The sequence below is a fragment of the Catelliglobosispora koreensis DSM 44566 genome (genome assembly GCF_000379685.1).
In the GTDB taxonomy this organism is placed as follows: domain Bacteria; phylum Actinomycetota; class Actinomycetes; order Mycobacteriales; family Micromonosporaceae; genus Catelliglobosispora; species Catelliglobosispora koreensis.
This window is the reverse complement of sequence record NZ_KB903251.1, coordinates 311,680-334,589: the sequence shown is the minus strand read 5'-3', so window position 1 is coordinate 334,589 and position 22,910 is coordinate 311,680. Positions and strand designations below refer to the sequence as shown.

Genomic DNA, 22,910 nt, shown 5'->3' with positions numbered 1-22,910 from the left:
CGGTTCAGCGGGCGGCTAGGGCGACCGTGTCCGGGCGGATCGGGGACGGGAGAACCGACGAGCCGGTCAGATAGGCATCCACTGACGCTGCCGCGGCCCTGCCTTCGGCGATGGCCCACACGATCAGTGACTGTCCGCGTCCGGCGTCTCCGGCGATGAAAACACTGTCCGCTGTGGACTTCCAGGCGGCGTCCCGGACCGCACGGCCACGCGAGTCGACCTCGACGCCGAGCGTGTCCAGGAAGCCGCCCTTGGCCGCGTCGCCAACGGACACGAAGCCCATCGCCAGGAACACGAGGTCGGCTGGGATCTCACGTTCCGTACCCTCGATTTTGGCGAATCGTCCTTCGGACATCTGGACTTCATGCAGCGCAAGGGCTCGCACGTTGCCGTTGTCGTCGCCGACGAACCGCTCGGTGTTGACGGCGAACAGACGCTCGCCGCCCTCCTCGTGTGCGCTGGAGGTGCGGTAGATGAGGGGCCAAGTCGGCCACGGGGTGAAGCCGGGCCGCTCGTCATCTGGCCGCGGCATGATTTCCAGCTGTGTAACGCTCAGGGCGCCTTGGCGGTGGGCGGTGCCGAGACAGTCAGCTCCGGTATCGCCGCCGCCAATGATGACGACATGCTTTCCGGCCGCGTCGATGGGCGAGGATTCAAAATCACCAAGTTGTACGCGGTTAGCCGGCACCAAATACTCCATCGCGGAGTAGATGCCCGCCAGCTCACGCCCCGGCGCGGGAAGGTCCCGGGGAACCGTTGCGCCCGTAGCGATCACGACCGCGTCGAAGTCAGCACGCAACTGCGAGGCGGTCAGATCGGTGCCGACGTGCACACCGGTGACGAACCGCGTGCCTTCGGCCTCCATCTGCGCCAGCCGCCGGTCGATGTGCCGCTTCTCCATCTTGAACTCGGGGATGCCATAACGCAGCAGCCCGCCGATGCGGTCAGCGGATTCGTAAACGGTCACCTCGTGGCCAGCACGGGTGAGCTGCTGTGCGGCGGCCAGCCCGGCTGGGCCGGAGCCGATGACGGCGACCTTCTTTCCGCTCAGGCGCGACGGAATCTGCGGTGCTATCCAGCCCTCTGCCCAAGCCCGGTCGATGATTTCGACTTCGACCTGCTTGATGGTGACCGGATCGGAGCCGATGCCGAGCACGCAAGCGGCCTCACACGGAGCGGGACAGAGCCGCCCGGTGAACTCCGGGAAGTTGTTCGTGGCGTGCAGCCGGTCGATCGCGGCACGCCAACCGTTGGTGCGCACCAGATCGTTCCACTCCGGAATGAGGTTTCCGAGCGGACAGCCGTTGTGGCAGAACGGGATTCCGCAGTCCATGCAGCGGCTCGCCTGTGTCTGAATCTGGCCGGGCGCGAAGGGCTGATAGACCTCGCGCCAGTCTGAGATCCGGACAGCTACAGGGCGGCGCTTGGGCAGCTCCCGGTTGTACCTCATGAACCCAGTTGGATCAGCCACGAGCCGCCTCCATAATTGCTTCATCCACATCACGACCGGCCAGTTCGGCCAGCCGGCTTGCTTGCAGCACACGTTTGTAGTCACGCGGCATGATCGTCGAAAACGCGGCCACCTGCCCCGGCCAGTCGGCGAGGATGGCCTCGGCCACCACCGAACCCGTCTCGGCGTAATGGCGTTGCACCATCGACCGCAACTCGACCGCGTCTTCGGCGGACAGTGGCTCGATGTCGGCCATCTCGGTATTGACCAAGGAATGGTCCAGATTCAGAACGTGAGCCACACCGCCGGACATTCCAGCGGCGAAGTTGCGTCCGGTTGGCCCAAGCACCGCAACACGTCCGCCGGTCATATATTCACAACCGTGGTCGCCGACGCCTTCGACGACCGCGACGGCACCGGAGTTGCGCACGCAGAACCGCTCGCCGACCCGGCCGCGAAGGAATAGCTCCCCCGCCGTCGCTCCATAAAGGATGGTGTTGCCGGCGATGATGTTTTCCTCGGCCGCGAACGTCGCGCTCTCATGTGGGCGGACGATGATTCGCCCACCGGACAAGCCTTTGCCCACATAGTCATTGGCATCGCCGAACAGCCGCAACGTGACTCCCGGCGGAAGGAACGCGCCGAACGACTGGCCCGCGGTGCCGGTGAGCACGACCTCGATGGTGTCGGTGGGCAAACCCTTGCCACCAAACGCACGCGTCACCCGTGAGCCGAGCATCGTGCCGACGGTCCGGTTGACGTTGCGCACCGGCAGCTCGATTCGGACTGGCTGCCTGTCGTTAAGCGCATCCTCGGCAAGCTCAATTAGCTTGTTGTCCAACGCTTTGTCCAGACCGTGGTCCTGAGTCACGACGTTACGCGGCGTGCCCTCAACCGTCGCCAGGATCGGGGACAGATCAAGGCCGCTTGCCTTCCAGTGATCGATAGCCGGGCGGGCGTCCAGCATCTCGGCGTGCCCGATCGCCTCATCGAGACTGCGGAACCCGAGTTCAGCCAGGTATTGCCGCACCTCTTCGGCGATGTATTGGAAGAACGTGACCACGAATTCCGGCTTGCCGTTGAACTTCTTCCTTAGCTCCGGGTTCTGTGTGGCCACGCCGACCGGGCAGGTGTCCAGGTGACACACGCGCATCATGATGCAGCCCGACACCACCAGTGGCGCGGTCGCGAAGCCGAACTCTTCCGCGCCAAGGAGTGCGGCGACAACGACATCACGGCCCGTCTTGAGCTGACCGTCGACCTGCACGACGATGCGATCGCGCAATCCGTTGAGCAGCAAGGTTTGCTGCGTCTCGGCGAGGCCCAGCTCCCACGGCGCTCCGGCGTGCTTGAGTGACGTCAACGGTGAGGCTCCGGTGCCGCCGTCGTGCCCGGAGATGAGGACCACGTCGGCTTTCGCCTTGCTAACGCCCGCCGCGATGGTTCCCACGCCGACCTCGGCGACGAGCTTGACGTGGACCCGGGCCTGATCGTTGGCGTTCTTCAGATCGTGGATCAGCTGAGCCAGATCCTCGATCGAGTAGATGTCGTGGTGCGGCGGCGGGGAAATGAGTCCGACGCCCGGTGTGGAGTGCCGTGTGCGGGCGACCCACGGATACACCTTGTGCGCGGGCAACTGTCCGCCCTCACCGGGCTTGGCCCCTTGCGCCATCTTGATTTGGACGTCGGCGGCGTTGACCAGATACTCGCTCGTGACGCCGAACCGTCCACTGGCGACCTGTTTGACGGCGCTGCGCCTAGCCGGGTCGTAGAGCCGGTCGACGTCTTCGCCACCTTCGCCGGTGTTGGACTTGGCGCCGATCGAGTTCATCGCGATCGCCAGCGTCTCGTGTGCCTCAGCGGAAATCGAGCCGTAAGACATCGCGCCGGTGGAGAACCGCCTGACGATGCTTTCCACGGATTCGACTTCATCGAGCGGAATCGGTGTGCCGGGCTTGAGTTCGAAGAGGCCGCGCAACGTGGCCGCCTTGCGGGACATAGCGTCCACGGCGGCGGTGTACTTCTTGAAGACCTCGAACTGGCCGGTGCGGGTGGAATGCTGCAGCAGGAAGACGGTCTCAGGGTTGAACAGGTGCACTTCGCCGTCACGCCGCCACTGGTATTCCCCGCCGGTCTCCAGTCTCGTATTTTCGCGCCAGGCACGGGAGTGGCGGGCGGCGACCTCCGTGTGAATCTCCGCGAGCCCGATCCCGCCGAGTTTGCTCGGTGTGCCGGTGAAGTAACGCTTGACGAGTTCTTGAGACAGGCCAACGGCTTCGAAGACCTGGGCACCGATATAGGAGGCCATCGTGGAGATGCCCATCTTGGACATCACCTTGAGGACACCCTTACCCATGGCTTTGACGTAATTCCGCACGGCTTTGTAGGGCTCGATGCCGGTGATCGCACCCGTGGCGATCATGTCCTCAATGGATTCAAAGGCCAGGTAAGGGTTCACCGCGGAGGCGCCGTAGCCCAGCAGCAGCGCCATGTGGTGCACTTCGCGAGCGTCGCCGGCCTCAGCGACCAGCCCCACCATGGTGCGGGTCTGTTCGCGGATGAGGTGATGGTGCACGCATGCGGTGAGCAACAACGACGGGATCGGCGCCAGGTCGGCCGTGGAGTCGCGATCGGACAGCACGATCAGCCGCGCGCCATCTTCGATGGCATCGGAAATGTGGCGGCAGATTTCGATCAGCCGCGCCTTGAGGCCCGCATCGCCATCGCGTACCGGGTACAGGCCGGAAACGGTGACAGCTTTGAAGGCGGGCAGATCGTTGTGGATCAGCTTGGCGAGCTCGTCGTTGTCCAGCACGGGAAACGGCAGCACGATCTGACGGCACGACTCCGCTGATGGTGCCAGCAGATTGGGCTCCGACCCGATCGTGTGAGCGACCGAGGTGACGATCTCTTCGCGGATCGCGTCCAGCGGCGGGTTGGTCACCTGCGCGAACAGCTGGCTGAAGTAGTCGAACAGGAGCCGTGGGCGCTCGGACAGCACCGCGATGGGAGTGTCCGTGCCCATCGAGCCAATCGGTTCGGCACCATCACGGGCCGCCGGGGTGACCAGGACCCGGAGCTCTTCCTCGGTGTAACCAAACGTGAGCTGGCGGCGCAGCACCGCTTCGTGGCCATAAGTGATGTGCTCGCGGTCGGGCAGGTCGGATAGCCGCATCAGGCCGGCGCGCAGCCAGTCGGCATAGGGGTGCTCGGCGGCGAGTTCAGATTTGATTTCCTCGTCGTCGACGATGCGCCCCGCGGCGGTATCCACGAGGAACATCCGGCCGGGCTGCAACCGTCCTTTCGCGACGATGGTGGCCGGATCGAAGTCAAGGACACCAGCCTCGCTGGCGAACACGACGATGTCGTCATTGGTGCGCCACCACCTGGCCGGACGCAGGCCGTTGCGGTCGAGCACGGCGCCGATCTGGGTGCCATCGGTGAAAGCGATACAGGCCGGACCGTCCCAAGGTTCCATCACCGAGGCGTGGAACTCATAGAACGCACGCCTCGCCGGGTCCATGGTGGCGTTGTTCTCCCAGGCCTCCGGGATCATCATCAGCACCGCGTGTGGCAGCGAACGGCCACCTAGGTGCAACAGCTCCAGGACCTCGTCGAAGCTCGCGGAGTCGCTCGCCGCCGGGGTACAGATCGGGAACAGGCGCCTGAGATCACCTGGGATCAGGTCACTTTCCAGTAGCGCTTCGCGGGCGCGCATCCAGTTGCGGTTGCCATTGACCGTGTTGATTTCGCCGTTGTGCGCGACGTAGCGATAAGGATGCGCCAGCGGCCAGCTCGGGAACGTGTTGGTGGAGAACCGGCTGTGTACCAACGCTATCGAGCTCACCAGGCGCGCGTCAGACAGGTCGGGGAAGAACGCCGGGAGCTGATCGGTGGTCAGCATCCCCTTGTAGACCACCGTGCGAGCGGACAGTGAAGGGAAGTAAACCTCGACACCGCGCTCGCGGGTCTCCCGCTCAATCCGGCGCCGCACCACGAAGGCCAGCCGTTCGAGGGCCAGGCCCGATTCACCGCCGATGAACAGCTGGGCGAAATGCGGTTGTACCGAGCGGGCAGTCGCCCCAAGATCGGCAGCCTCCGCGTCAATGGGCAGGTCACGCCAGCCCAGGAGCTTCACGTCCTCCTCGGCGACGATCCGCTCGATCACCTCGATGGCACGGGCCCGCTGACTCACGTCAGCAGGAAGGAAGGCGTTGCCCACGGCGTAGGCGGGCTCGCCGGAGGCGGTGGGCTCCGGCAACGGGAAGTCGGTGACCGCGCGAAGGAACTCGTGCGGCACCTGAACCAGGATTCCCGCGCCGTCACCGGAGTTGACCTCGCAGCCCGCGGCACCACGATGTTCGAGGTTACGCAGGGCGGTCAGGCCCGCCTCGACGATGGCGTGCGAGCGCCGGCCGCGTGCGTCCACGACGAAGGCGACACCGCAGGCGTCGTGTTCGTTGGCTGGGTCGTAGAGGCCCTGAGCGTAGGGTGCAGCAGAGAATGTCACGTGTCGGCCTCCCGAAACGTCATGCGCCAGAAAGGCTCTGATCATGAGTTTGGAGGGACGGCATCGGCCCAGAAGAATTCACTGGAGCGTACACAATGACCGGCGGTTACGTAAGACGACAACCATGCCTACGGAGAGCGAAAAACATCACTCGGCTCGACCGGACCCCACGGGTCGTGTCAGTCTGTTGCCTTGATGCGACGCCCGCTGATCAGGTCTCACAGACGCCGATCGTGGCACTCACACCCGGCCGCGAGGCTAGTCGCGGTCGCTCTCCTTGGACTCGCCCTGACGGCGGGAGCCTTCTTGGCGCTGCGGGACAACTCCCAGCCAGCGCCGGTTTCCCAGCCTGCTGTTAAGCCCACGCTGCTGGCCTCCGCGGCACCGGTGACCTGTGCGGGACGCACCGTGGCGGCGCCTCGCCAGCTGCGTGGCATGTGGCTCACGACCGTCCGCAACAGTGACTGGCCGAGCAAGCCTGGGCTCGATGAACAGGCGATCAAAGCCGAGTACCGCTCGTGGCTCGATCTCGCTCAGCGGATGAACCACAACGCCATCTTCGTCCACGTGCGACCGAGCGGCGACGCCTTCTGGCCTTCCTCTTATGCTCCGTGGGCGCACTGGCTGACCGGCCGCACCGACGGGCAGTCACCCGGCTGGGACCCGATGGCCTTCATCGTCGCGGAGACTCATGCCCGCGGTTTGGAATTCCACGCCTGGTTCAACCCCTATAAGGCGGCACAGACCGGCACCATGGCGAGCCTGCCGCCCAACCATCCGCTGCATAAGCATCCTGAGTGGGCGGTGGTCTACCCGTCGCCCGCTGAATCAAGCTCGGCCCGGCTCTACTACAACCCCGGCATTCCTGAGGCCCGGCGCTTCGTTGAAGACTCCATTTTGGACGCCGCCGCCAAGTATGACCTCGACGGCATCCACTTCGATGACTTCTTTTACCCGTATCCCGTTGGCAAGCATGACTTTCCCGACGATGCGGCCTACGCCCGCTACGGCGGCGGAGCCAGCAAAGCCGACTGGCGCAGAGAAAACGTCAACGTGTTCATCCAGGAGCTGCACACACGAATCAAGCAGCTCAAGCCCTGGGTGAAATTTGGGATCAGCCCGTTTGGCATTTGGCGCAACGCGCAGACCGACCCCTCCGGCTCGGCGACACGTGGGCTGCAAAGCTTTGACGACATCTACACCGACACGCGACTGTGGATTACCAAGGGCTGGCTCGACTATGTGGTGCCACAGCTCTACTGGCACATCGGATTCGACGTCGCCAACTATGAGGTGTTGCTGCCGTGGTGGTCCAAGGCAATCGCGGGCACCCAAGTGCAGCTCTACATTGGGCAGGCCGATTACCGCATCGGGCAGGCGGGTCCTTGGAGTGACCCGGGCGAGATCGACCGCCAGCTCGCTCTCAACCGCAAGTATCCGGTTAGCGGCAGCATTCACTTCAGCGCTAGCCAAGTACGCGATGATGCTCTTGGTGGGGTGACTCGGTACCGCGAGGCGCATTACCGGCAGCCGGCACTGGTGCCTGCCATGCCGCTTCTTCCTGGTGTCCGCCCACTGGCGCCTATTAATGCGCATGCCCGTCGCGCGGACAACGGCACGGTCACGCTGACCTGGCAGGCCGGTGAGGACCTTCCCCTGCGCCGCCACGCCATCTACCGCGCTGACCTTTCCAGCCAGGATCCGGCGCAGCTGATCGGTGTCGTGATGGGAGCGACCAGTTGGACCGACGCGACCGCGACATCCGGGCGGCGAAACGCCTACTGCGTCACGACACTCGATCGCCTCTGGAACGAAAGCCCAGCCGTTGAGCTCACTTGACGGTGCTTGAGATGACCCTAGGTTTGCCGGAGCCAATGAAGAAGATGCCGGGGCTGTTCTGGAATCCTTCGCTCGGATTACGTTGCAGCGTTGACGAGTCAATGGTCAGGGTGCCGCTGCGGTCGTTGCTAACCATGAAAATGGCGCCACCGCCTTCTTTCGCGCGATTGTCGGCGATGACGCTGCCGTAAATGCCGACGGTGAAAGTGTTCCCATCGGTGTAGATCGCGCCGCCGCTCCCGCCTCCAGCTGTGCCCGGCCGGGCCGGGTTAGCTCCTTTACCGACCGCGTTGTTGTGGGTCAGCAGGCTGTTGTATATCGCGAGCGAGGCGTGCAGCCCGCTGATCGCACCGCCGTTGGAACACGAGCCGCCCTGCCCGGCCGCACCACCGAACGTGCTGCCCACGATGTAATTGGGCTTGCGGTGATATTGGATGGTGATCCGGATGGCGGCTCCGCCGAGATCGGGGCCGGCCTGGTCGCAGCGATTGCGCACGAAACGGGAGTTGACCACCTTGAGCAGGCCGCCCCGCACAAGGATGGCCCCGCCACCGCCGCCTTCGGTCATCTCACCGGTCGAGTTGCCGTCGGCGAACGTTAGGTTCTGGACGATCAGCTGGGTATTCGTCTGTTGCAGACAGTCCGTTCCGCTGCGCCCCAGCGAACTATCGCAGGTGTTCTGGTAAAGGATCCGCCGCGCGTTACCGCCGCTGAGCGTCACCTTGCCTCCGCCATCGAGGACCGTTCGGCCGTTGTTGTTGCGCACCTTGGCCGTCGCGGTCATGACGATCGTGACCGGATCGGCACCGCAGTCGAAGGTGCTGATCCCACCAGCCGCCACCGCGCTAACGACCGCCGCTGAGGTGCAGCTGGCCGCCGTTCCGGTGCCGATCACGCGGTCGGGACGCGAGGTGTCGACCGCTTGCCCTTCGGCCGGCACTGGCACCCGAGCGCCCGGATTGCCGTTGACCACGGCGGGCGTGGGAGAAGCCGCCGGAGCCGGTGAGCTGGATGCGGGCTGCGCAGACGGCGCCGAACTGCCCGCCGGAGCTGCCCGCCAGACCGCCGAGTCCTGGGCACACCCCGCCAATAGCAGGACGGCCAACGTGAGCACAGTGATCGACACGCGTCTACTGAACACTCAGGCATGCTAGACCAAACGTTTAGCTAGCACCTGGCTTAGTTGCGCTTGAGGCTCTCCACGGCCCCCATAATGTGGGTATGACCGCACCTCTATTGCTGCGGGTTCGGGAGTCCGTCATCGGGGACGACCAGGTGATGTGGGGACCTTATGGCCCACGCCGGGTCACTTATGCCGATTACACCGCCTCGGGGCGAGCGCTGACCTTCATCGAGGACTTCATCCGCACCGAGGTACTGCCCCGGTACGCGAACACGCACACCGAAGCCTCCGGCACGGGCCTGCAGACCACACGGCTAAGAGAGGACGCCCGGTCACTTATCCGTGAAGCGGTGGGTGGCGACGACCAGACGCTCGTGATCTTCACCGGCTCTGGCTCCACCGGCGCCATCGACAAGCTCGTGCACATCCTCGGCCTGCGCATCCCCGACGTGCTCGATGACCAGCACGGGTTCAGCGATCAGATTCCGCCGCACGAGCGGCCGGTGGTGTTCATCGGCCCGTTTGAGCATCACTCCAACGAGCTGTCCTGGCGCGAAACCGTCGCCGACGTCGTCGTGATCCCGGAAGACCCCAGCGGCCACATCGATCTGCTGGCGCTCGAAGCCGAACTCGTGAAGTATGCCGACCGTTCGCTCAAGGTCGGGTCGTTCTCCGCCGCCTCCAACGTGACCGGGATTCTCACCGACACCGACGCGATCTCGGATCTGCTGCACAAGCATGGCGCACTGTCCTTTTGGGACTATGCGGCGGCGGCGCCGTACACCCGAATCTGGATGTATGGCCAATCGGCGCGGTATCCGGACGCGTACAAGGACGCGGTTTTCTTGTCCCCGCACAAGTTCGTTGGCGGTCCGGGCACTCCAGGCGTCCTCATCGTGCGGCGGGACCTGGTCCGCAACCGGGTGCCCGCCGTCCCGGGCGGGGGCACAGTCGACTATGTGAGTTCCGTGGAGCACCACTATCTGTCCAATTTGGAGCATCGCGAAGAAGGCGGAACTCCCGCCATCGTGGAGTCGATTCGGGCCGGCTTGGTCTTCCAGCTCAAAGAAGCGGTCGGAGTTGAGGTGATTAAGGTCGAGGAGGAGCGCTTCCTCAATCAGGCCATCGCCTCCTGGCGGGAGAATCCCAACCTCGAACTGCTTGGCAACCTCGACGCCGACCGGCTCTCGATAATCTCCTTTGTGGTACGGCGTTCCGGCGGCAAATATCTGCATCACAACTTCGTCGTGGCGCTGCTCAACGATCTGTTTGGCATCCAGGCCCGTGGCGGCTGTTCGTGTGCCGGGCCGTACGGGCACCGTCTGCTGGGCATCGACGCCGCCCGGTCGCACCGGTTCGAGGAGGAAATCATCACCGGCTGCGAGGGCATCAAGCCCGGCTGGACCCGGGTCAGCTTCAACTACTTCATTTCTGACGCCACGTTCCGGTACATCGTTGACGCCGTGCACCTGGTGGCGTCTCAGGGGTGGGAGCTGCTTCCTGACTATCGCTTCAACCCGGTGACCGGATTGTGGCGCCATCGCCTGGGCGTCGTCGAACCACCGCTGCGGCTCACCCAGCTGCGCTACGACGCCGCGGGGCAGCTGCGATGGCCAGCACACCACGAGACCGCTGGCGAGGAAGCGTTCGACAGCTACCTCGCGCAAGCCCGGGACCTGTTCGCTACCTATGCCTTCAGGCCATGCGTTGACGGAACCAGTCCCCGTGTGTCAGCCCGGTTCGAAGAACTGCGCTGGTTTGAACTGCCGGACGAATGCTTGCAGTAGATGGCCGCCGCACCAACGGCACGGCGGCCACGCTATCAGGGCCCGTAGAAGCAAAGCGGGGTGCTGATGTGCTTGTAGCACTTCACTTGACGCGTCGTGGTGCCCGGCTGGCCTTTGCTGTCCGTCACGGTCAGGCGAACCGTATAGGTGGCGCCGACGTTGGGGTAGCTGTGGCTAGCCGTCTTGCCGGCGGCGGTGCCGCGGCAGCGACCAGCCAGGGCACCCCGCTGGTGAAGGCAGCTCGATCCGGGTGACTGTCAGCGCAATGGACTCCAGCTGCCAGGCCCAGGGCAGCCCGCCAGGTGAGCAGGTCACGACGAGGGGTGCACCGGACGGCAGATCAGCGAGAAGCCGCCGCTGTCGTCGTCATCTACGACGTGACAGGTGGCCCAGCGAGCGCACAATCGGGTTCCTCATCGAACCATGGGGCTAAGGCGCCGCTAACAACGTGGGCGACGCTGATGTTCGGCTTTCCGGTGCAGCTGGGCGCGGGTCTTCTACTCACCGCAGGGGCCTGGGCGCTGGTGCTAAAGCGCCGCCGGACCCGCGCCCGTGCTGCCGTAGCCGTGTCGTAAGGCGTTACTTTCGGTGTGCCTCATAGGTTGTCAGCGTCGCGCCGTAGTAGGTCAGCGACGTAGCGATCGGGACGTAGTAGATGTCCCAGCCGCAAATCGAGTCGGGCAGGAACATGGGGCCGCAGTCGTCGACCAGGCCACCGCCGGCGGTTATCGTGCCGGCCGCCCGGACCAGGTCCGGGTGCTGCGTCGTCACGATTACCGGGCCACCGCTATCGCCTTGGGCGGCGGCGATTTCGTGGTCGTACTCCTGCGCGCGTACCAGGGGATAGATGGTGAAGGTGCCCTCACTTGTCGGCAGCGAAATGGTCTGGTTGACGTATTTGACTTTGATATTGCAGTGATCGCCTGAGTTCGCCCCTGAGGTGCAGACCCACATCCCGGCCATGCTCGCCATGGCGCCGATGATTTTGTCGGACACCCCCGAGGAGTACGAGCCGACGAAGGCTTTTCCGGCTGCTGGGGCGTCGATGAGGATGATGTCGTTGGTGTTGTTGTCGCCCTCGAAGGTGCCCATTACCTGCCCGCCGCCGTCTTTGACGGCCTGGCCGTTGACGCCGCAGTGAGCCGCGCTCAAAATCTTCGATTCCGTGCCGACCTTCACCGCGAAACCGGTGCTGCAGAAGCTTGTGCCGCCCTGGACCTGGTAGTGATACATCGCCCCGCCGTAGTACGGCGCCTTGTCGTCCTGCCGGTCATAAAACGGCTTCGGCGCTGGCGTATGGGGCTCGACGACGACCCGGGCACCGGAAGCCTCGACTTGGGCGACCGCCGCGCCAGTAGCCGCCGCACCTGTAACGGACACCATGATGCCGCTGCCGTCGGGAAGCGGTCCTGTGGCGACGACCTCTGGGCCACGAACAGTCGTCGCCAGTGCCAGCAACTCCTTCTCGCTAAAGGGGGCTGGCAGCACTCGCACTCCTTCCTGGTCGCGGACCGCCGCGATCACTCCTAACGGAGGTGTGCCTTTCCAGTAGACGTAAAGTTCACGTGACCGCAGCCTGAGTTCGAAACCGGCGAAGCCGTCAGTGCTTGCGGCGCTTATCTTCTCGGCCGCCGCCAAGAGCCTGTCCTGAACGGTCAGCAGCTCCGTCCAAGTAGTGAAGCCGTCCGGCACTTTGTCCAAAGTGGAGTTCGCTTTCGCCGGAGCCGCACCCGCCAACGCCACAGCGAGCACGAGCGTGACCATCATTGATTTGCGTCTCACTGTTCCTCCCAACCGTCTGAGCCGACCAGCCGTGGCGGCCGATGGCACCACGCACGTTAGGAAGGACGATCAGGGTTGACTCAAAGCAGCGTCAGCGTGCTTAGGGCTGATTGAGTACAAGCACGGATGTCCCGCAGCCGGATCCGGGGTCCTGTTTTGCCTCTTCGACCAATTCGGGCCCACGCTCTATTAGAAGCAGACCTTGAAGACGCCTTGAGCCGACTGTGATGCCAGTTAGCAGCATCTAAGCATGACCGTTAATATCCGCAAGCTCGCGCTCAGTCTCGCACTGACCGGACTCGCCGTCGGCACCAGCCTCATCCTCGCCTCCCCCGCTCAGGCCGCCTATCCGGCCCTGCGCGTCCTCGCGGTGCACTGCGTTGAGGAGACTTCGGAAAACGGCGACGACAGCCCGTATTACCTGGTGTTCGCCGCATCCCCCACGAATCCCAACGCCACGGCGTTTGGCAAGTGGGGTCCGGGTTACCTCGACAACAATGTTTCCACGGATGAGATCCACTATCCCAACGCGACCATCATCAGCAACGTCCCGAGCAACTGGTTCCTCATCAGCATCATGCTGGAAGAGGATGACGGCAATGACCTGTCCGCTTTGGAGCTTCAGAACATCAGCAACAACATGTACAACACCTACCAGGCTTGGTTCGGCAACCCGTTCGTGACGACCCAGTTGCGGGCGACGCTGTGGTCGATGGCCGACGACTACACGTACAACGACGATCGCGTCGCTACCGCCTATCACTCCCCCGGATCGACAGTCACGTACACCGGCGACGGCGGTCAGTACCGGGTTCGTTTCGGCTACTAGAGAACGGCTCCCGGGGAGGGCCGCCGGTCGTCCCCGGGACGAGCCACATAACCGGAATTGGCCGTCGGCAAGATGAGATTGGCGATGCAGGCTGGAGTCATGATCAGTCTTTCCGCCGCCTTGGGCATCGCCTTAGTCGCCCTTGGCATGGTGCTCACACCCGGTCCGAACATGATTTACCTCGTCTCACGGACCCTGGCTCAAGGGCGCGCCGCGGGACTGATCTCGCTCGCGGGAGTCGGCGTGGGCTTTGTGCTCTACATCGCCGCGACCGCACTGGGACTGGTCGCCATCTTCACCGCGGTGCCACTGCTCTACGACGTGATCAGGGTGGCCGGAGCGGTATACCTGCTTTGGCTTGCCTACCAAGCATTTCGCTCACCGGGCGGCGGTCCGTTCACGACACGGGAGCTGCCCGCTCATCCGGCCCGCAAGCTTTTCACCATGGGACTGCTGACGAATCTGCTCAACCCCAAGGTGGCCATCATCTACGTTTCGCTGCTGCCGCAGTTCATCGACCCGTCCCGGGGAAACATCGCGGTGCAGGGGTTCTTGCTTGGCCTGGTGCAGTGCGCGGTCGCTTTGACCTTCAACTCACTATGGGTCATAACCGCCGGCGGCATCGCGAAGTGGCTTGCCGCGAGGCCGCGTTGGGTTGCGCTGCAACGATATTTCATGGGTACTGTGCTGGGCGCGCTCGGATTGAAGATGCTCTTCGAGCGCGCCCGCCCAGCGGTCAGTGCTTAGCGCACGGTGGCGAAGAACTTCTTGACGTCTTCGACCAGCAGGTCAGGGGTTTCCAGCGCGGCGAAGTGGCCACCGGCGTCAAACTCTGACCAGTGCACGATGTTGTAAAGCTGCTCCGCGGCGAACCGCTGCGACACGTCCTCAGCGAAGACCGCGACGCCCGTCGGCACGGGCGACTGCCGCGGCCATTCGCCAGAGTGCATGTTCTCGTAGTAGATCTGCGACGAAGAGTTCGCCGTGTCTGTCAGCCAGTAGAGCATTACGTTGGTCAGCAAGTGGTCCCGCCCGACCGCGTCCTCCGGTGTCTCGGAGCTGGCGTTGGTCCACTCCTTGAACTTCTCGGCGATCCACGCGAGCTGACCGATGGGTGAGTCGGCCAGTCCAAACGCGAGGCTCTGCGGCCGCGTGCCCATCAGCTGGAAGTAGCCGTTGCCTTCCTCCATGAACCAGCCGAGCTTGGCCAAGCGCGCCTTCTCCGCCTCGGAAAGCTTCGCGGTCACCTCGTCATCCACCGGCCCGAACGGGATGAAGCCCACGCTCGCGGCATTCACGTGCACGCCAACGATGTGGTTGGCGTCGCGGGCGCCTAGCTCGGGAGCGATCACGGCACCCCAGTCGCCGCCCTGCACGCCATAGCGCTCGAAGCCCAGACGGCTCATCAGCTCCTTCATCGCGTCGGCCACCCGGCCGGTGTTCCAGCCGAGGCTCTTGACCGGACCCGAGAGACCAAACCCGGGCAGCGAGGGAATCACCAGTTCAAAACCAGCTTCCGTCAGGGGCCCGATCACCTTGGTGAACTCCACAATGGACCCCGGCCAGCCGTGCAGCAGCAAGAGCGGGAAAGCATCGCCGACCGGCGACTTGATGTGCATGAAGTGGAGGTTCTCCCCTTCGATCTCGGTCGTGAACTGCGGGTAGGCGTTCAGCGCCGCCTCCTGCGCACGCCAGTCGTATTCATTCAGCCAGTAATCGGCGAGACCTTTGAGGTAGGAGATGTCCGTGCCCCGCTCCCAGCCGATCCCGGGGAGCTCTTTGGGCCACCTGGTACCCCGGAGCCTGTCGTTGAGGTCATCGAGGTCAGCCTGCGGAATGTCGATACGGAATGGCTTGATCATGACTGCTCCCCATTTTCTATCGGAACGGAACGCTCCGTTTCAGTTTAGCGGAATGGAGCGCTCCGTTCAAGTGCTAATCTCAGCTCATGCAGACATCACCACTGAGCGGGCGCAAGGCACAGGCGGCTCGCAATGATGAGGTCATCCTGACCGCGGCGAAGGCGGTGTTCACCGCGACGCCAGACGCGCCCATCTCCGCCGTCGCCGAGAAGGCCGGCGTGGGCATCGGTGCTCTCTACCGCCGCTATCGCAGCAAAGATGAGTTGCTGCAACGGCTTTCACTCGACACCATGGCGCGCTACCACGAGCTGGCCGAGGCCGCCGCGGCTGCCGAAGGCGATCGCTGGCAGGCCTTCGCCGCGTTCATGAGTGGCTGTGTAGAGGCGGGCTCCGGCGCCCTGTCGATCAGGCTGGCTGGCGGCTTTACCATTACGCCCGAGATCGTGGCCGCCGCGACGGAGGCACACCGGCTCACCCAGCGCCTGCTTGACCTGACGAAGGCGGCCGGCGTCCTGCGGCAAGACATCGAGGTCGGGGACATCTCGCTGTTGCTTGAGCAGCTTCAGGCCGTGCGCATTAGTGACGCGGCCCGCACAGCGGTGCTACGCCAGCGTTATCTGACCGTCATGCTCGACGGCCTCCGGGACCAGAAGGCCTCGCCGCTGCCGGGACCCGCGCCCGACTGGACGGAAATCGGCCGCCGCTACGCGGATTGAGCCTGCCTCAGCAGGGCACCGCGAAGTCAACGCCTATGCCGCGCCGGACCTCAACTCCTTCCCCACCACGGCCAGGCTTATCGCTGCGCACGAGGCGGTCGGAACGCTTCTTCAGCTCCTTGAGCAACGGCAGACGCGGGATCTCGGGCCAGAAATCGATCTCGTGCACCGAAGTCGCTGCGCCCCAGAGCTTGTCGGCCTCCGGGAGCACCTCTTCCACGAAGTCGATGGGAGTCGAGTTGTGGCTGCCGTGGTGGCCCACCTTGTAGAAGGTGGTGCGCGCCATCAGTTCCCGGGCGTCCGAATCGCTTAGTGCGGCGTTCCAAGTACCCCATTGGGCATCTCCTGGAAAGAGCAGGAACGCTTCACCGAACTCGAACATCAGCATCAGGCTCGTTCCGTTGACCGCCTTGTCGAGGGAGACCGCGACCGTGAGATCGTCATCGCGCATCATCGACGCCGCCGCCTCCTTGATCTCGTCGGAAACCCTTGCCTCGTAAGAGGCCTCGTAGTCCGCCGGAGACAGCGTGAAGCTCCTCGTGAACGGCCTGTTGAGCACCGAGTCGACGACCGCGTTGACCGAAGTGCGGTAGCGAAGGTAGGACTGACCGGCCGGAGGATCCATGTCCCGGATCACCTCTGGATCACGCGACGGGCCCAGCACATGGACCGTCAGATCCGGGCATCCTCTAGGGACAATCTTGCGCGAGTTGACGCTGCTGAGGAAGCGCCGCTTCGGCTTTCCCCGGAACCCGTGATGCAGCGTGTTCATGGCGGTCTCGTTCTTGCGCGAGTTGGCCGCGAGCGCACGTAACGCGTTCATTTGGGCCTGGCCCTCTTTCGCTGGCAGCCAGCGCTGGTTGAAGGCCGGCTGCTGAAACGCCAACTCCAGGCCCATCGCGAGCTTATTTTGGCGGTCGCGGATCACCTTCGCCTCTTCATCCTTGGGATTTTCCGTCCACGGCAGCCAGACTTCGCCCACGGTGACGTCGTCCCACGCTGGGGCACCGAATCCACTCACGTGATCCTGGTGGGCGTGGCTCGCGACGATGACGTCAAGCGCGGGGTCCTGACCGGGCTCGGTGATGTCTTCGATGATCTGGGCGACCGCCTCGGCTGGTTTCCACCCCGGCCTCGGATAGCCCGAGGTGTGCGCACCGCAGTCGACGAGAACCCGGAACGGTGTCTCGTTCGCACGCGGGAACTCAAGCAGGAAGCAGTCACCGAAGCCGACGTTGTACATCCGAATCCGCACGTGCTCAGACATTGGATCTCCTCCAGGACGGGCGCGCCAAGTGGGCGGCGGACAGCTTCGCCCGGCGGCGCATGCGTGTGGCGTCATAGCCCTCGCTACTCCACGGTTGCAGGGCGTCGCGTTCGTCGAGGGCGCCAACGTAGCGCTTGAACTCCTCAACACGTTGCTCCGCAACAGCTTTTTGTGTCTCGTAGGTCAGGTGTGGTCCGGGCAAGGGCCGCGCGGCGATATAGCGAACCTTGCCGTCGCTATCGAAAACCGCTGTGGTGCCAGCGCGAAGCACTACCCCGCCGATCTCCACTCGCCGAGGGTCGCCCTCGGGCGGGGTCTGCATCCACTGCGCCACGAGTTCGATGCGAAGCTGCCCGTTCTCGTCGGTGTGGAAGCTCGGATGGAACCCGGCTAGGTGCAGATTCTTCGACAGGTCCGGATCGAGTTGGAGCGCCGCGGCGTTGGCCATCGCGAACTCGTGCAGCCGCAACTGCACCACCGCTTCACGTTCCGGCTGATCGTAATCGTCATAGATCTTGAATTGACTGGCCAGCGCCTCGGTGACGAGTTCCGGCGGAATCCTGACATCCTCCAGCTCGCGTGGCCGGTCCAGCCGCAAGGCTTCCTCGGCCAGCGATGAGACAGCCGGGGCATAGATTCCGCGCGCCCGGAAGGCATCGATGAACGAGACGCGCCGCTCGAACTCGTCGCGCGGGTTGAGTTCGAAGTCGGCCGTCACGATAGCCCGCAGGTAGTCGCCGAAAGTCACGTCGACCGGTGGCAAATACTCGAAGGCCCGCAAGCACATCGTCAAGACATCCTGGGCGGCGTTGGAAGCCTCACGCGTGGCTAGCGTTACCAGATCGGCCTGCAGTTCGCCCTCGGGCAGGATGCCGGAACCACCCGTGACCGCGCGCACGAGACCAGCGGTTCGGTTGCGGTAGATGCGGAAGAACGCGTCGAAGACCGCGGCGACCAAAATGGACCCTCGGTCGTGCGGTTCGAGCACCTCGGCATATTGCCGTGGATCAGGCGCGGCCTGGTCGAGTCCGGTCGCCGAGCGCAACGCCTGGCCCGAACCGGTCGCGTAGCCGAACTGGCGCGCGAGCTCCAATAGCCGTCCCGGTTTCGACAAGTCCGCCCTAGTGGCCCGGATCTGGTCGTGCAGCACCTCCGGGAAGCTGAAGTGCTGGAAGATCGCGACGATGTCGGCGATCGCCTCGTGGAAAGCGAGCACATCGCGATTCGTCGGCCAGTTGAACTGGTCGCGAAGCCGGTCAACGATCGCGTGCGTGGTCTCGTGCGCCACGATGTCGTGCGACAGACATGTGAACACCGTCTGCCCCGGCAGGTTCGGGCCCGGATCCTCGAGATCGGCGGTGAAGTAACCGAAATGCAGCGACATGGTCACCGGGTCGTAGAAGGCGTTCTCCCCCTCGAAGGAATGCGGGAGGACGACGAGCTTTTGCTGACGGCGGAAGGCGAACGGCCGGCCTAGTGCCCGCTCGAAGTTCTCAATCACCTTCATCACCACCGCATAGACCATCTGCTGGTGGAAACGCGGGTCGGAATCCGACGGGTCGAGACCCCGCTGGATCAGCACATCGGGTTCGTCGAGATCGACCGGTGGGTAGTAGACGTCCTCGGTGGCGTTGTAATCAATGACTTGCACGAGTCTGCCGTCCGGCCCGGGACCGACTTGTTCGTTGACGACATTGACGACCGCTAGATTGCCAGCTGACCGGCGAAGGCTCGGGTCAAAGGCGAATATCTTCAGCGGACGTGTCGCTGGTGGCTGTATCCCTGGTACATATCCCTCCAAGGATTCACGCCCATACACTGCCTGTTTCTGCTCCACCGGAAGGCTCCTTTCACCGGGTCACATCAGACTCTTCGAGATAGTCGGGCGCGGAAAGCAAGGCGTGCAGCTCCTGGTGGATATCTAGCTGGAGGAAGCCGCGGAGCTGTGTGGCCACGTCAAGGGGACCGGTGTCGTCGGGGTAGCTGAAGTACTTTGAGTGCGCTAATCCGGGTGTGCGCCGGCCCGGCAGGTTGCCCTCGATCGGGCGGTCAAGAACGCCTTTGCCGAACAAGGGACGAAGACGTCCACCGAACCAGTCCCCATTCCAGCTCCGCTCGGCTGGGAAGAAAAGGTTGGTCCAGCGCACGACGGCGAAGGCAGCCCCGTGAGCTAATACTTCGCGCCCCAAATTATTGAAGCCATAATTACCAGCTGGTTTGTCGGGGCCATCGACCGTCTGCGTTTCCGAGCGCGGCGGGCACACCGGCAGCTCGGCCTTCTTAACCAGCGTGTCGAACGCCTGGCGATTCTTGGTGTACAGGAGATCGGCGAAGTACATCGGCGTGCCCACGGAAATGAAGTCCGTTATCAGCCAAGGGTTGCCCTGCTGCCGCATCCCCTGCCAGAGCCGGAACTGCTTGGCACGGAAGTCATCCAGCTCCCCTTGCTGCTCTGGTGTCAGCTCAGTGAGCGGGTGGGCGTCAATGGTGACAGCTGCCTTTTCCAGGTCCTTGAGACCTGCCAAGCGCTGCACGGGACCGTCGGAAAGCGGACCGCAGTGCAGCTTGCACATCTGTGGCCACAGATAGGTGATCGCGTCGTAGGCGATGTAGGCACCGAGGCTGTGCGCGACGATAATGACGCGGGAGTAACGTTTCTTGGCGTGCAGGGCGGTGAGGAGGTCCACCATTCCTTTGCGGATCGCGCGGCGCACCTCGTATGACCGTGGCGACCGGTCGAGATAACGGACAACGTCGACGAAAGACCGTGTCACGACATTGCTCGCCCGGTTGAAAAGCTGCAGCGCGATCGTGACGACTATCCCTTGCCCCACAAGCAAAGTGGCCAGCCCGGCGGCGGTCTTGCCACGGGAGATGATGACTACCGCGACGGCGAGCACAAGCACGATCAGCGCCCACACGATCCACCACAGCACCTTGATGCCGTACGGAACGGTTGAGGGCTTGCGCCACAACAAGCGGCGCAGCGTTGGCAACAGGTCACCGAGCTTGTTGCCAGTCATCAGGTAGGACCAGTGATACTCCAGGAACTCCGTCTGTCCATAAACGATCCCGCTGCCTTCTGGTTTGCGTTGCAGATAAGCCAAATGACGACGCGCCTCGTAAGAATCAGTGATTCTTTCGGGCCGGGAAAAGTAAACCCGCTCCCCGTTGACCCTCGGCAACGCGGTGTGAACGAACCCGTTGAGAGTGTCAAGTGGCAGCTGTTCACCCATACCGTGGACGATTACCACCGCGGTCCGGACAGCCTTCTTGGCCTGCTCCTCCGGCTCCATCGCAGCCCCCCGGGTCTATACCATCAGTATGGCCCCGCCCGAAGCTCGATGGACTGAATCCGGCGGAATGATCACCTTTGCGCGTCGAGGAACTTGCGGGCCGCCTCCGTACGCGTCGAAGCTCCCAGCTTCGTGAGAATGCGAGAGACGTGCACTCCAGCGGTGTTGCCACTGATGAAAAGTTCCTGGGCGATCTGACGGTTGCTCTTGCCTTCGGCCACGAGACGTAGGACGTCCAGTTCACGGGCAGTCAGGCCCATTGCCCCCGAGCGGGCGCGAGTGCCGGCAGAGGGCCGCGTCTGACCCAGCGCCTCAGCACGGTAAGCAGCGTCGACGGGGCCAATCACGGGAAGATCGGGCAACGGATGCGGTTTAACCGCCGCCACCAAAGCCCATGCCTCATGCGGATGTTCCGCGAGACCGTCCTCGATGGCGGCGGCATAGAGCGCGGCCGCACGCTCGGGGGTCAGCCGCGCTTGAGCGGTCCGAAGCCGAAGGCGATAGGACCGCACCCAGGGTTCCGGGCCGAGCAGGGCTTGCGCACTGTCCACAGCGGACTGTGCCGCGTCAGCACTCCCCAGCGCTAGCAACGCATCAGCGCGGCTGATCAGGAGAGCGGCATTGCTCAGTGACGGCAAGTCTTGTCCGCCTTGGGTTTCGTCGATCAACTCCAAAGCTTCCTCAAACCGGCCCAAGCCAATGAGCGACTGGACCCACTTGACGAGCAGGATCGGGCCGTGCCTGCTGAACTCATACGTTTGGTGAGCGGCACCCAAACCCTGCTGAATGACGTCGATCGCGGTGTCGTATTCCCCGATAGCGGTCAGCAAGGCGGATTCCCATGTGGCGACGGTGACCAGGGCATGCGGGTCAGCGACAGCACGTGCACGGGCGAAGTGTTCCTTGGCGACAACCGGATCGCTTGAGGACGCTAGACCCAGGAAGGTGTGCGCGTGAGCTAGGAGACTGGACAGTCCCAGCCTCTCGGCGATCTCGTGTGCCGCGGTGGCATCCGCCAAAGCGCCTGCCGTGTCACCCCGAAAGACCTTCAGCGAAGCCAATTCCGCGAGCACTTCGCCCCGCAGCGGATCCGGTGGCGACAGCAGCAGAGCCTGCCGCAGATCCTCGTCACCGCTCGCATTGGTCAGATTCTTCAGACGGGCCTGATGAAGGTAACGCTGTACTGACGGCTCAAGTGCCAGAGCTTCGGCACACAGCCGCAGTCCCACGGGTGCCGAACTTGTCTCCACACTCGCTTTGATCGCATGGTCCAAGACGGTGAGGCGGTCCACACCCACGATCGCCGCGGCATCGTCCACTTCGGACCATAGCTCGAGTACGCGCTGCAGGAAATGAAGTCGCGCAGCCTCGGCGAAGGTAACCGTCGCGGCTGCCTGCCATGAGGTTTCGAGGGCGAGAGCGTGATCCCCGGCCGCGGAGGCATGCGCGGAACGTTGCCCCGGATCGGACGCCGCCTCGGCCAGCGCCGCATGCAAGGACCTGCGCTGCGCGGGCAGGAGTGAGTCATAGACGGCGTCGCGGATGAGGGCATGCCGAAACGCGTAACCCGGTCCGCTAACGACGAGGAGGTGTTCGCCGACGAGCTGCCGAAGAGCTTGATGCAGTTCGTTTTCCGGGAGTCCACCGACGGTCTGCAGGACCTGATGTTCAGCGAGCACGCCCGCGGCCGCCGCGACTTCGAGCAGGTGCTTCGCCGCGGCGGCTAGCTCGGGCAGGCGGGCGAGCAAGAGTTCGCGTAGCTCGGCTGGGGTATCGTCGGGAGACTGGCTCAGAGCCTCCACGAACAGTGGATTGCCTTGACTGCGTTCAAAAACTTTGGTGACCGTCACCGGATCTGGTTCGCGTTGGCGCAAGCCGGCCAGCTGACGGCCGACCTCGTGACGCGTGAGTGGGGCGGGGGTCAGCCGGACTACCGACGCGGAGCGGCCCAACTCCAGTAAGAACTGCCCTGCGGGCGGCCTGTGCGTGGCAATCATGAAAACGCCGGGATCCATCACGTTCGCGACGAGGAACGACAGCAGCTCACGACTCGCACCGTCGGCCCAGTGCAGATCTTCGAGCACCAGCATCACCGGGCGGTCCGCCGCGGAACGTTCCAAAGTGGACAGAAGCTCACTGAACAATTCCGCCCTGCTGGCAGAAACTTGAGGCAGGGTGCGCATCAACGGCAGGAACGGCGCGTACGCGAGACCGTCGTTGCCGAACTCGAGACACCGTCCCGTGAGCACGAGCGGATGCGAGCCCAGCCGGCGGGTGAACTCGTGCACAAGGCGAGATTTACCCAGGCCGGCTTCGCCACTGATCAGTACTGTATGGACGCTTTCATCCTGGTACGCGCGCTCTAAAGTGGATATTTCAGCTGCCCTGCCGACGAACGCCCTGCTGATCATGCCCAAAGATAACGAGATCTCTAGATTCGGGCTGCCCC

General features: G+C 63.8%; 16 protein-coding genes. 6 read left to right on the top strand and 10 right to left on the bottom strand.

All coding sequences use genetic code 11. From position 1 onward, the window contains the following. Positions 1-4: 4 nt before the first annotated feature. Positions 5-1,471, bottom strand: a complete 1,467-nt coding sequence (locus A3E1_RS0112165; protein ID WP_020521045.1) for a glutamate synthase subunit beta — start codon at positions 1,469-1,471, stop codon at positions 5-7. Then, positions 1,464-6,005: a glutamate synthase large subunit gene (gene gltB, locus A3E1_RS0112160; protein ID WP_051104980.1), complete on the bottom strand. Its 4,542-nt coding sequence runs from the start codon at positions 6,003-6,005 to the stop codon at positions 1,464-1,466. The genes A3E1_RS0112165 and gltB overlap by 8 nt, the downstream gene beginning before the upstream one ends. A 261-nt stretch (positions 6,006-6,266) precedes the next feature. Here gltB and A3E1_RS0112155 point away from each other — a divergent pair, with 261 nt between their 5' ends. After that, positions 6,267-7,799 carry a glycoside hydrolase family 10 protein gene (locus A3E1_RS0112155; protein WP_020521043.1) on the top strand — a complete coding sequence of 511 codons (1,533 nt, stop codon included), beginning with the start codon at positions 6,267-6,269 and terminating at the stop codon, positions 7,797-7,799. On the opposite strand, the gene A3E1_RS0112150 is transcribed toward A3E1_RS0112155, so the two are convergent. Then, positions 7,792-8,940: a hypothetical protein gene (locus A3E1_RS0112150; RefSeq protein ID WP_245571138.1), complete on the bottom strand. Its 1,149-nt coding sequence runs from the start codon at positions 8,938-8,940 to the stop codon at positions 7,792-7,794. The genes A3E1_RS0112155 and A3E1_RS0112150 overlap by 8 nt on opposite strands. 80 nt (positions 8,941-9,020) lie before the next feature. On the opposite strand from A3E1_RS0112150, the gene A3E1_RS0112145 reads away from it, so the two are divergent. Further along, positions 9,021-10,709, top strand: coding sequence for an aminotransferase class V-fold PLP-dependent enzyme (locus A3E1_RS0112145; RefSeq protein WP_020521041.1), 1,689 nt, complete (start codon positions 9,021-9,023; stop codon positions 10,707-10,709). Positions 10,710-10,744: 35 nt separating this feature from the next. Here A3E1_RS0112145 and A3E1_RS49120 read toward each other — a convergent pair whose 3' ends face one another. Then, positions 10,745-10,927: a PKD domain-containing protein gene (locus A3E1_RS49120; RefSeq protein WP_407637359.1), complete on the bottom strand. Its 183-nt coding sequence runs from the start codon at positions 10,925-10,927 to the stop codon at positions 10,745-10,747. An 84-nt stretch (positions 10,928-11,011) separates the two neighbouring features. Here A3E1_RS49120 and A3E1_RS0112140 point away from each other — a divergent pair, with 84 nt between their 5' ends. Next, positions 11,012-11,284, top strand: coding sequence for a hypothetical protein (locus tag A3E1_RS0112140; protein ID WP_157631469.1), 273 nt, complete (start codon positions 11,012-11,014; stop codon positions 11,282-11,284). Positions 11,285-11,288: 4 nt separating this feature from the next. Here A3E1_RS0112140 and A3E1_RS0112135 read toward each other — a convergent pair whose 3' ends face one another. Beyond that, positions 11,289-12,491, bottom strand: a complete 1,203-nt coding sequence (locus A3E1_RS0112135) for a S1 family peptidase (protein ID WP_157631468.1) — start codon at positions 12,489-12,491, stop codon at positions 11,289-11,291. A 250-nt stretch (positions 12,492-12,741) separates the two neighbouring features. Here A3E1_RS0112135 and A3E1_RS0112130 point away from each other — a divergent pair, with 250 nt between their 5' ends. Beyond that, a complete protein-coding gene (locus A3E1_RS0112130) occupies positions 12,742-13,320 on the top strand; it encodes a hypothetical protein (protein ID WP_020521038.1) in 579 nt (192 codons plus the stop codon). A gap of 99 nt (positions 13,321-13,419) precedes the next feature. Continuing rightward, positions 13,420-14,067, top strand: a complete 648-nt coding sequence (locus A3E1_RS0112125) for a LysE family translocator (protein ID WP_026208348.1) — start codon at positions 13,420-13,422, stop codon at positions 14,065-14,067. Here A3E1_RS0112125 and A3E1_RS0112120 read toward each other — a convergent pair. After that, entirely contained in the window at positions 14,064-15,182 is a 1,119-nt protein-coding gene (locus A3E1_RS0112120; protein ID WP_020521036.1) for an epoxide hydrolase family protein, read from the bottom strand. The two genes, A3E1_RS0112125 and A3E1_RS0112120, sit on opposite strands and share 4 nt — an antisense overlap. An 86-nt stretch (positions 15,183-15,268) precedes the next feature. Here A3E1_RS0112120 and A3E1_RS0112115 point away from each other — a divergent pair, with 86 nt between their 5' ends. After that, positions 15,269-15,898: a TetR/AcrR family transcriptional regulator gene (locus A3E1_RS0112115; protein WP_020521035.1), complete on the top strand. Its 630-nt coding sequence runs from the start codon at positions 15,269-15,271 to the stop codon at positions 15,896-15,898. Between the two features lie 7 nt (positions 15,899-15,905). On the opposite strand, the gene A3E1_RS0112110 is transcribed toward A3E1_RS0112115, so the two are convergent. From A3E1_RS0112110 to A3E1_RS47065, 4 genes are all read right to left on the bottom strand, one after another. After that, positions 15,906-17,165, bottom strand: a complete 1,260-nt coding sequence (locus tag A3E1_RS0112110; protein ID WP_157631467.1) for a ComEC/Rec2 family competence protein — start codon at positions 17,163-17,165, stop codon at positions 15,906-15,908. Beyond that, positions 17,158-19,002, bottom strand: a complete 1,845-nt coding sequence (locus tag A3E1_RS39985) for a gluzincin family metallopeptidase (RefSeq protein WP_020521033.1) — start codon at positions 19,000-19,002, stop codon at positions 17,158-17,160. Before A3E1_RS39985 ends, A3E1_RS0112110 begins: the two co-directional genes overlap by 8 nt. A gap of 13 nt (positions 19,003-19,015) precedes the next feature. Continuing rightward, a complete protein-coding gene (locus tag A3E1_RS0112100; protein ID WP_020521032.1) occupies positions 19,016-20,461 on the bottom strand; it encodes a hypothetical protein in 1,446 nt (481 codons plus the stop codon). A gap of 71 nt (positions 20,462-20,532) precedes the next feature. Beyond that, positions 20,533-22,872 carry an ATP-binding protein gene (locus tag A3E1_RS47065; protein WP_211215909.1) on the bottom strand — a complete coding sequence of 780 codons (2,340 nt, stop codon included), beginning with the start codon at positions 22,870-22,872 and terminating at the stop codon, positions 20,533-20,535. Positions 22,873-22,910: the final 38 nt, after the last annotated feature.

Coding starts and splice junctions, on each gene's coding strand:
- A3E1_RS0112130 (WP_020521038.1), top strand. CDS start 12,742: ATGACCGTTAATATCCGCAAGCTCGCGCTCAGTCTCGCACTGACCGGA.
- A3E1_RS0112100 (WP_020521032.1), bottom strand. CDS start 20,461: ATGGAGCCGGAGGAGCAGGCCAAGAAGGCTGTCCGGACCGCGGTGGTA.
- A3E1_RS0112110 (WP_157631467.1), bottom strand. CDS start 17,165: ATGTCTGAGCACGTGCGGATTCGGATGTACAACGTCGGCTTCGGTGAC.
- A3E1_RS0112115 (WP_020521035.1), top strand. CDS start 15,269: ATGCAGACATCACCACTGAGCGGGCGCAAGGCACAGGCGGCTCGCAAT.
- A3E1_RS0112145 (WP_020521041.1), top strand. CDS start 9,021: ATGACCGCACCTCTATTGCTGCGGGTTCGGGAGTCCGTCATCGGGGAC.
- A3E1_RS0112125 (WP_026208348.1), top strand. CDS start 13,420: ATGATCAGTCTTTCCGCCGCCTTGGGCATCGCCTTAGTCGCCCTTGGC.
- A3E1_RS47065 (WP_211215909.1), bottom strand. CDS start 22,872: ATGATCAGCAGGGCGTTCGTCGGCAGGGCAGCTGAAATATCCACTTTA.
- gltB (WP_051104980.1), bottom strand. CDS start 6,005: ATGATCAGAGCCTTTCTGGCGCATGACGTTTCGGGAGGCCGACACGTG.
- A3E1_RS0112120 (WP_020521036.1), bottom strand. CDS start 15,182: ATGATCAAGCCATTCCGTATCGACATTCCGCAGGCTGACCTCGATGAC.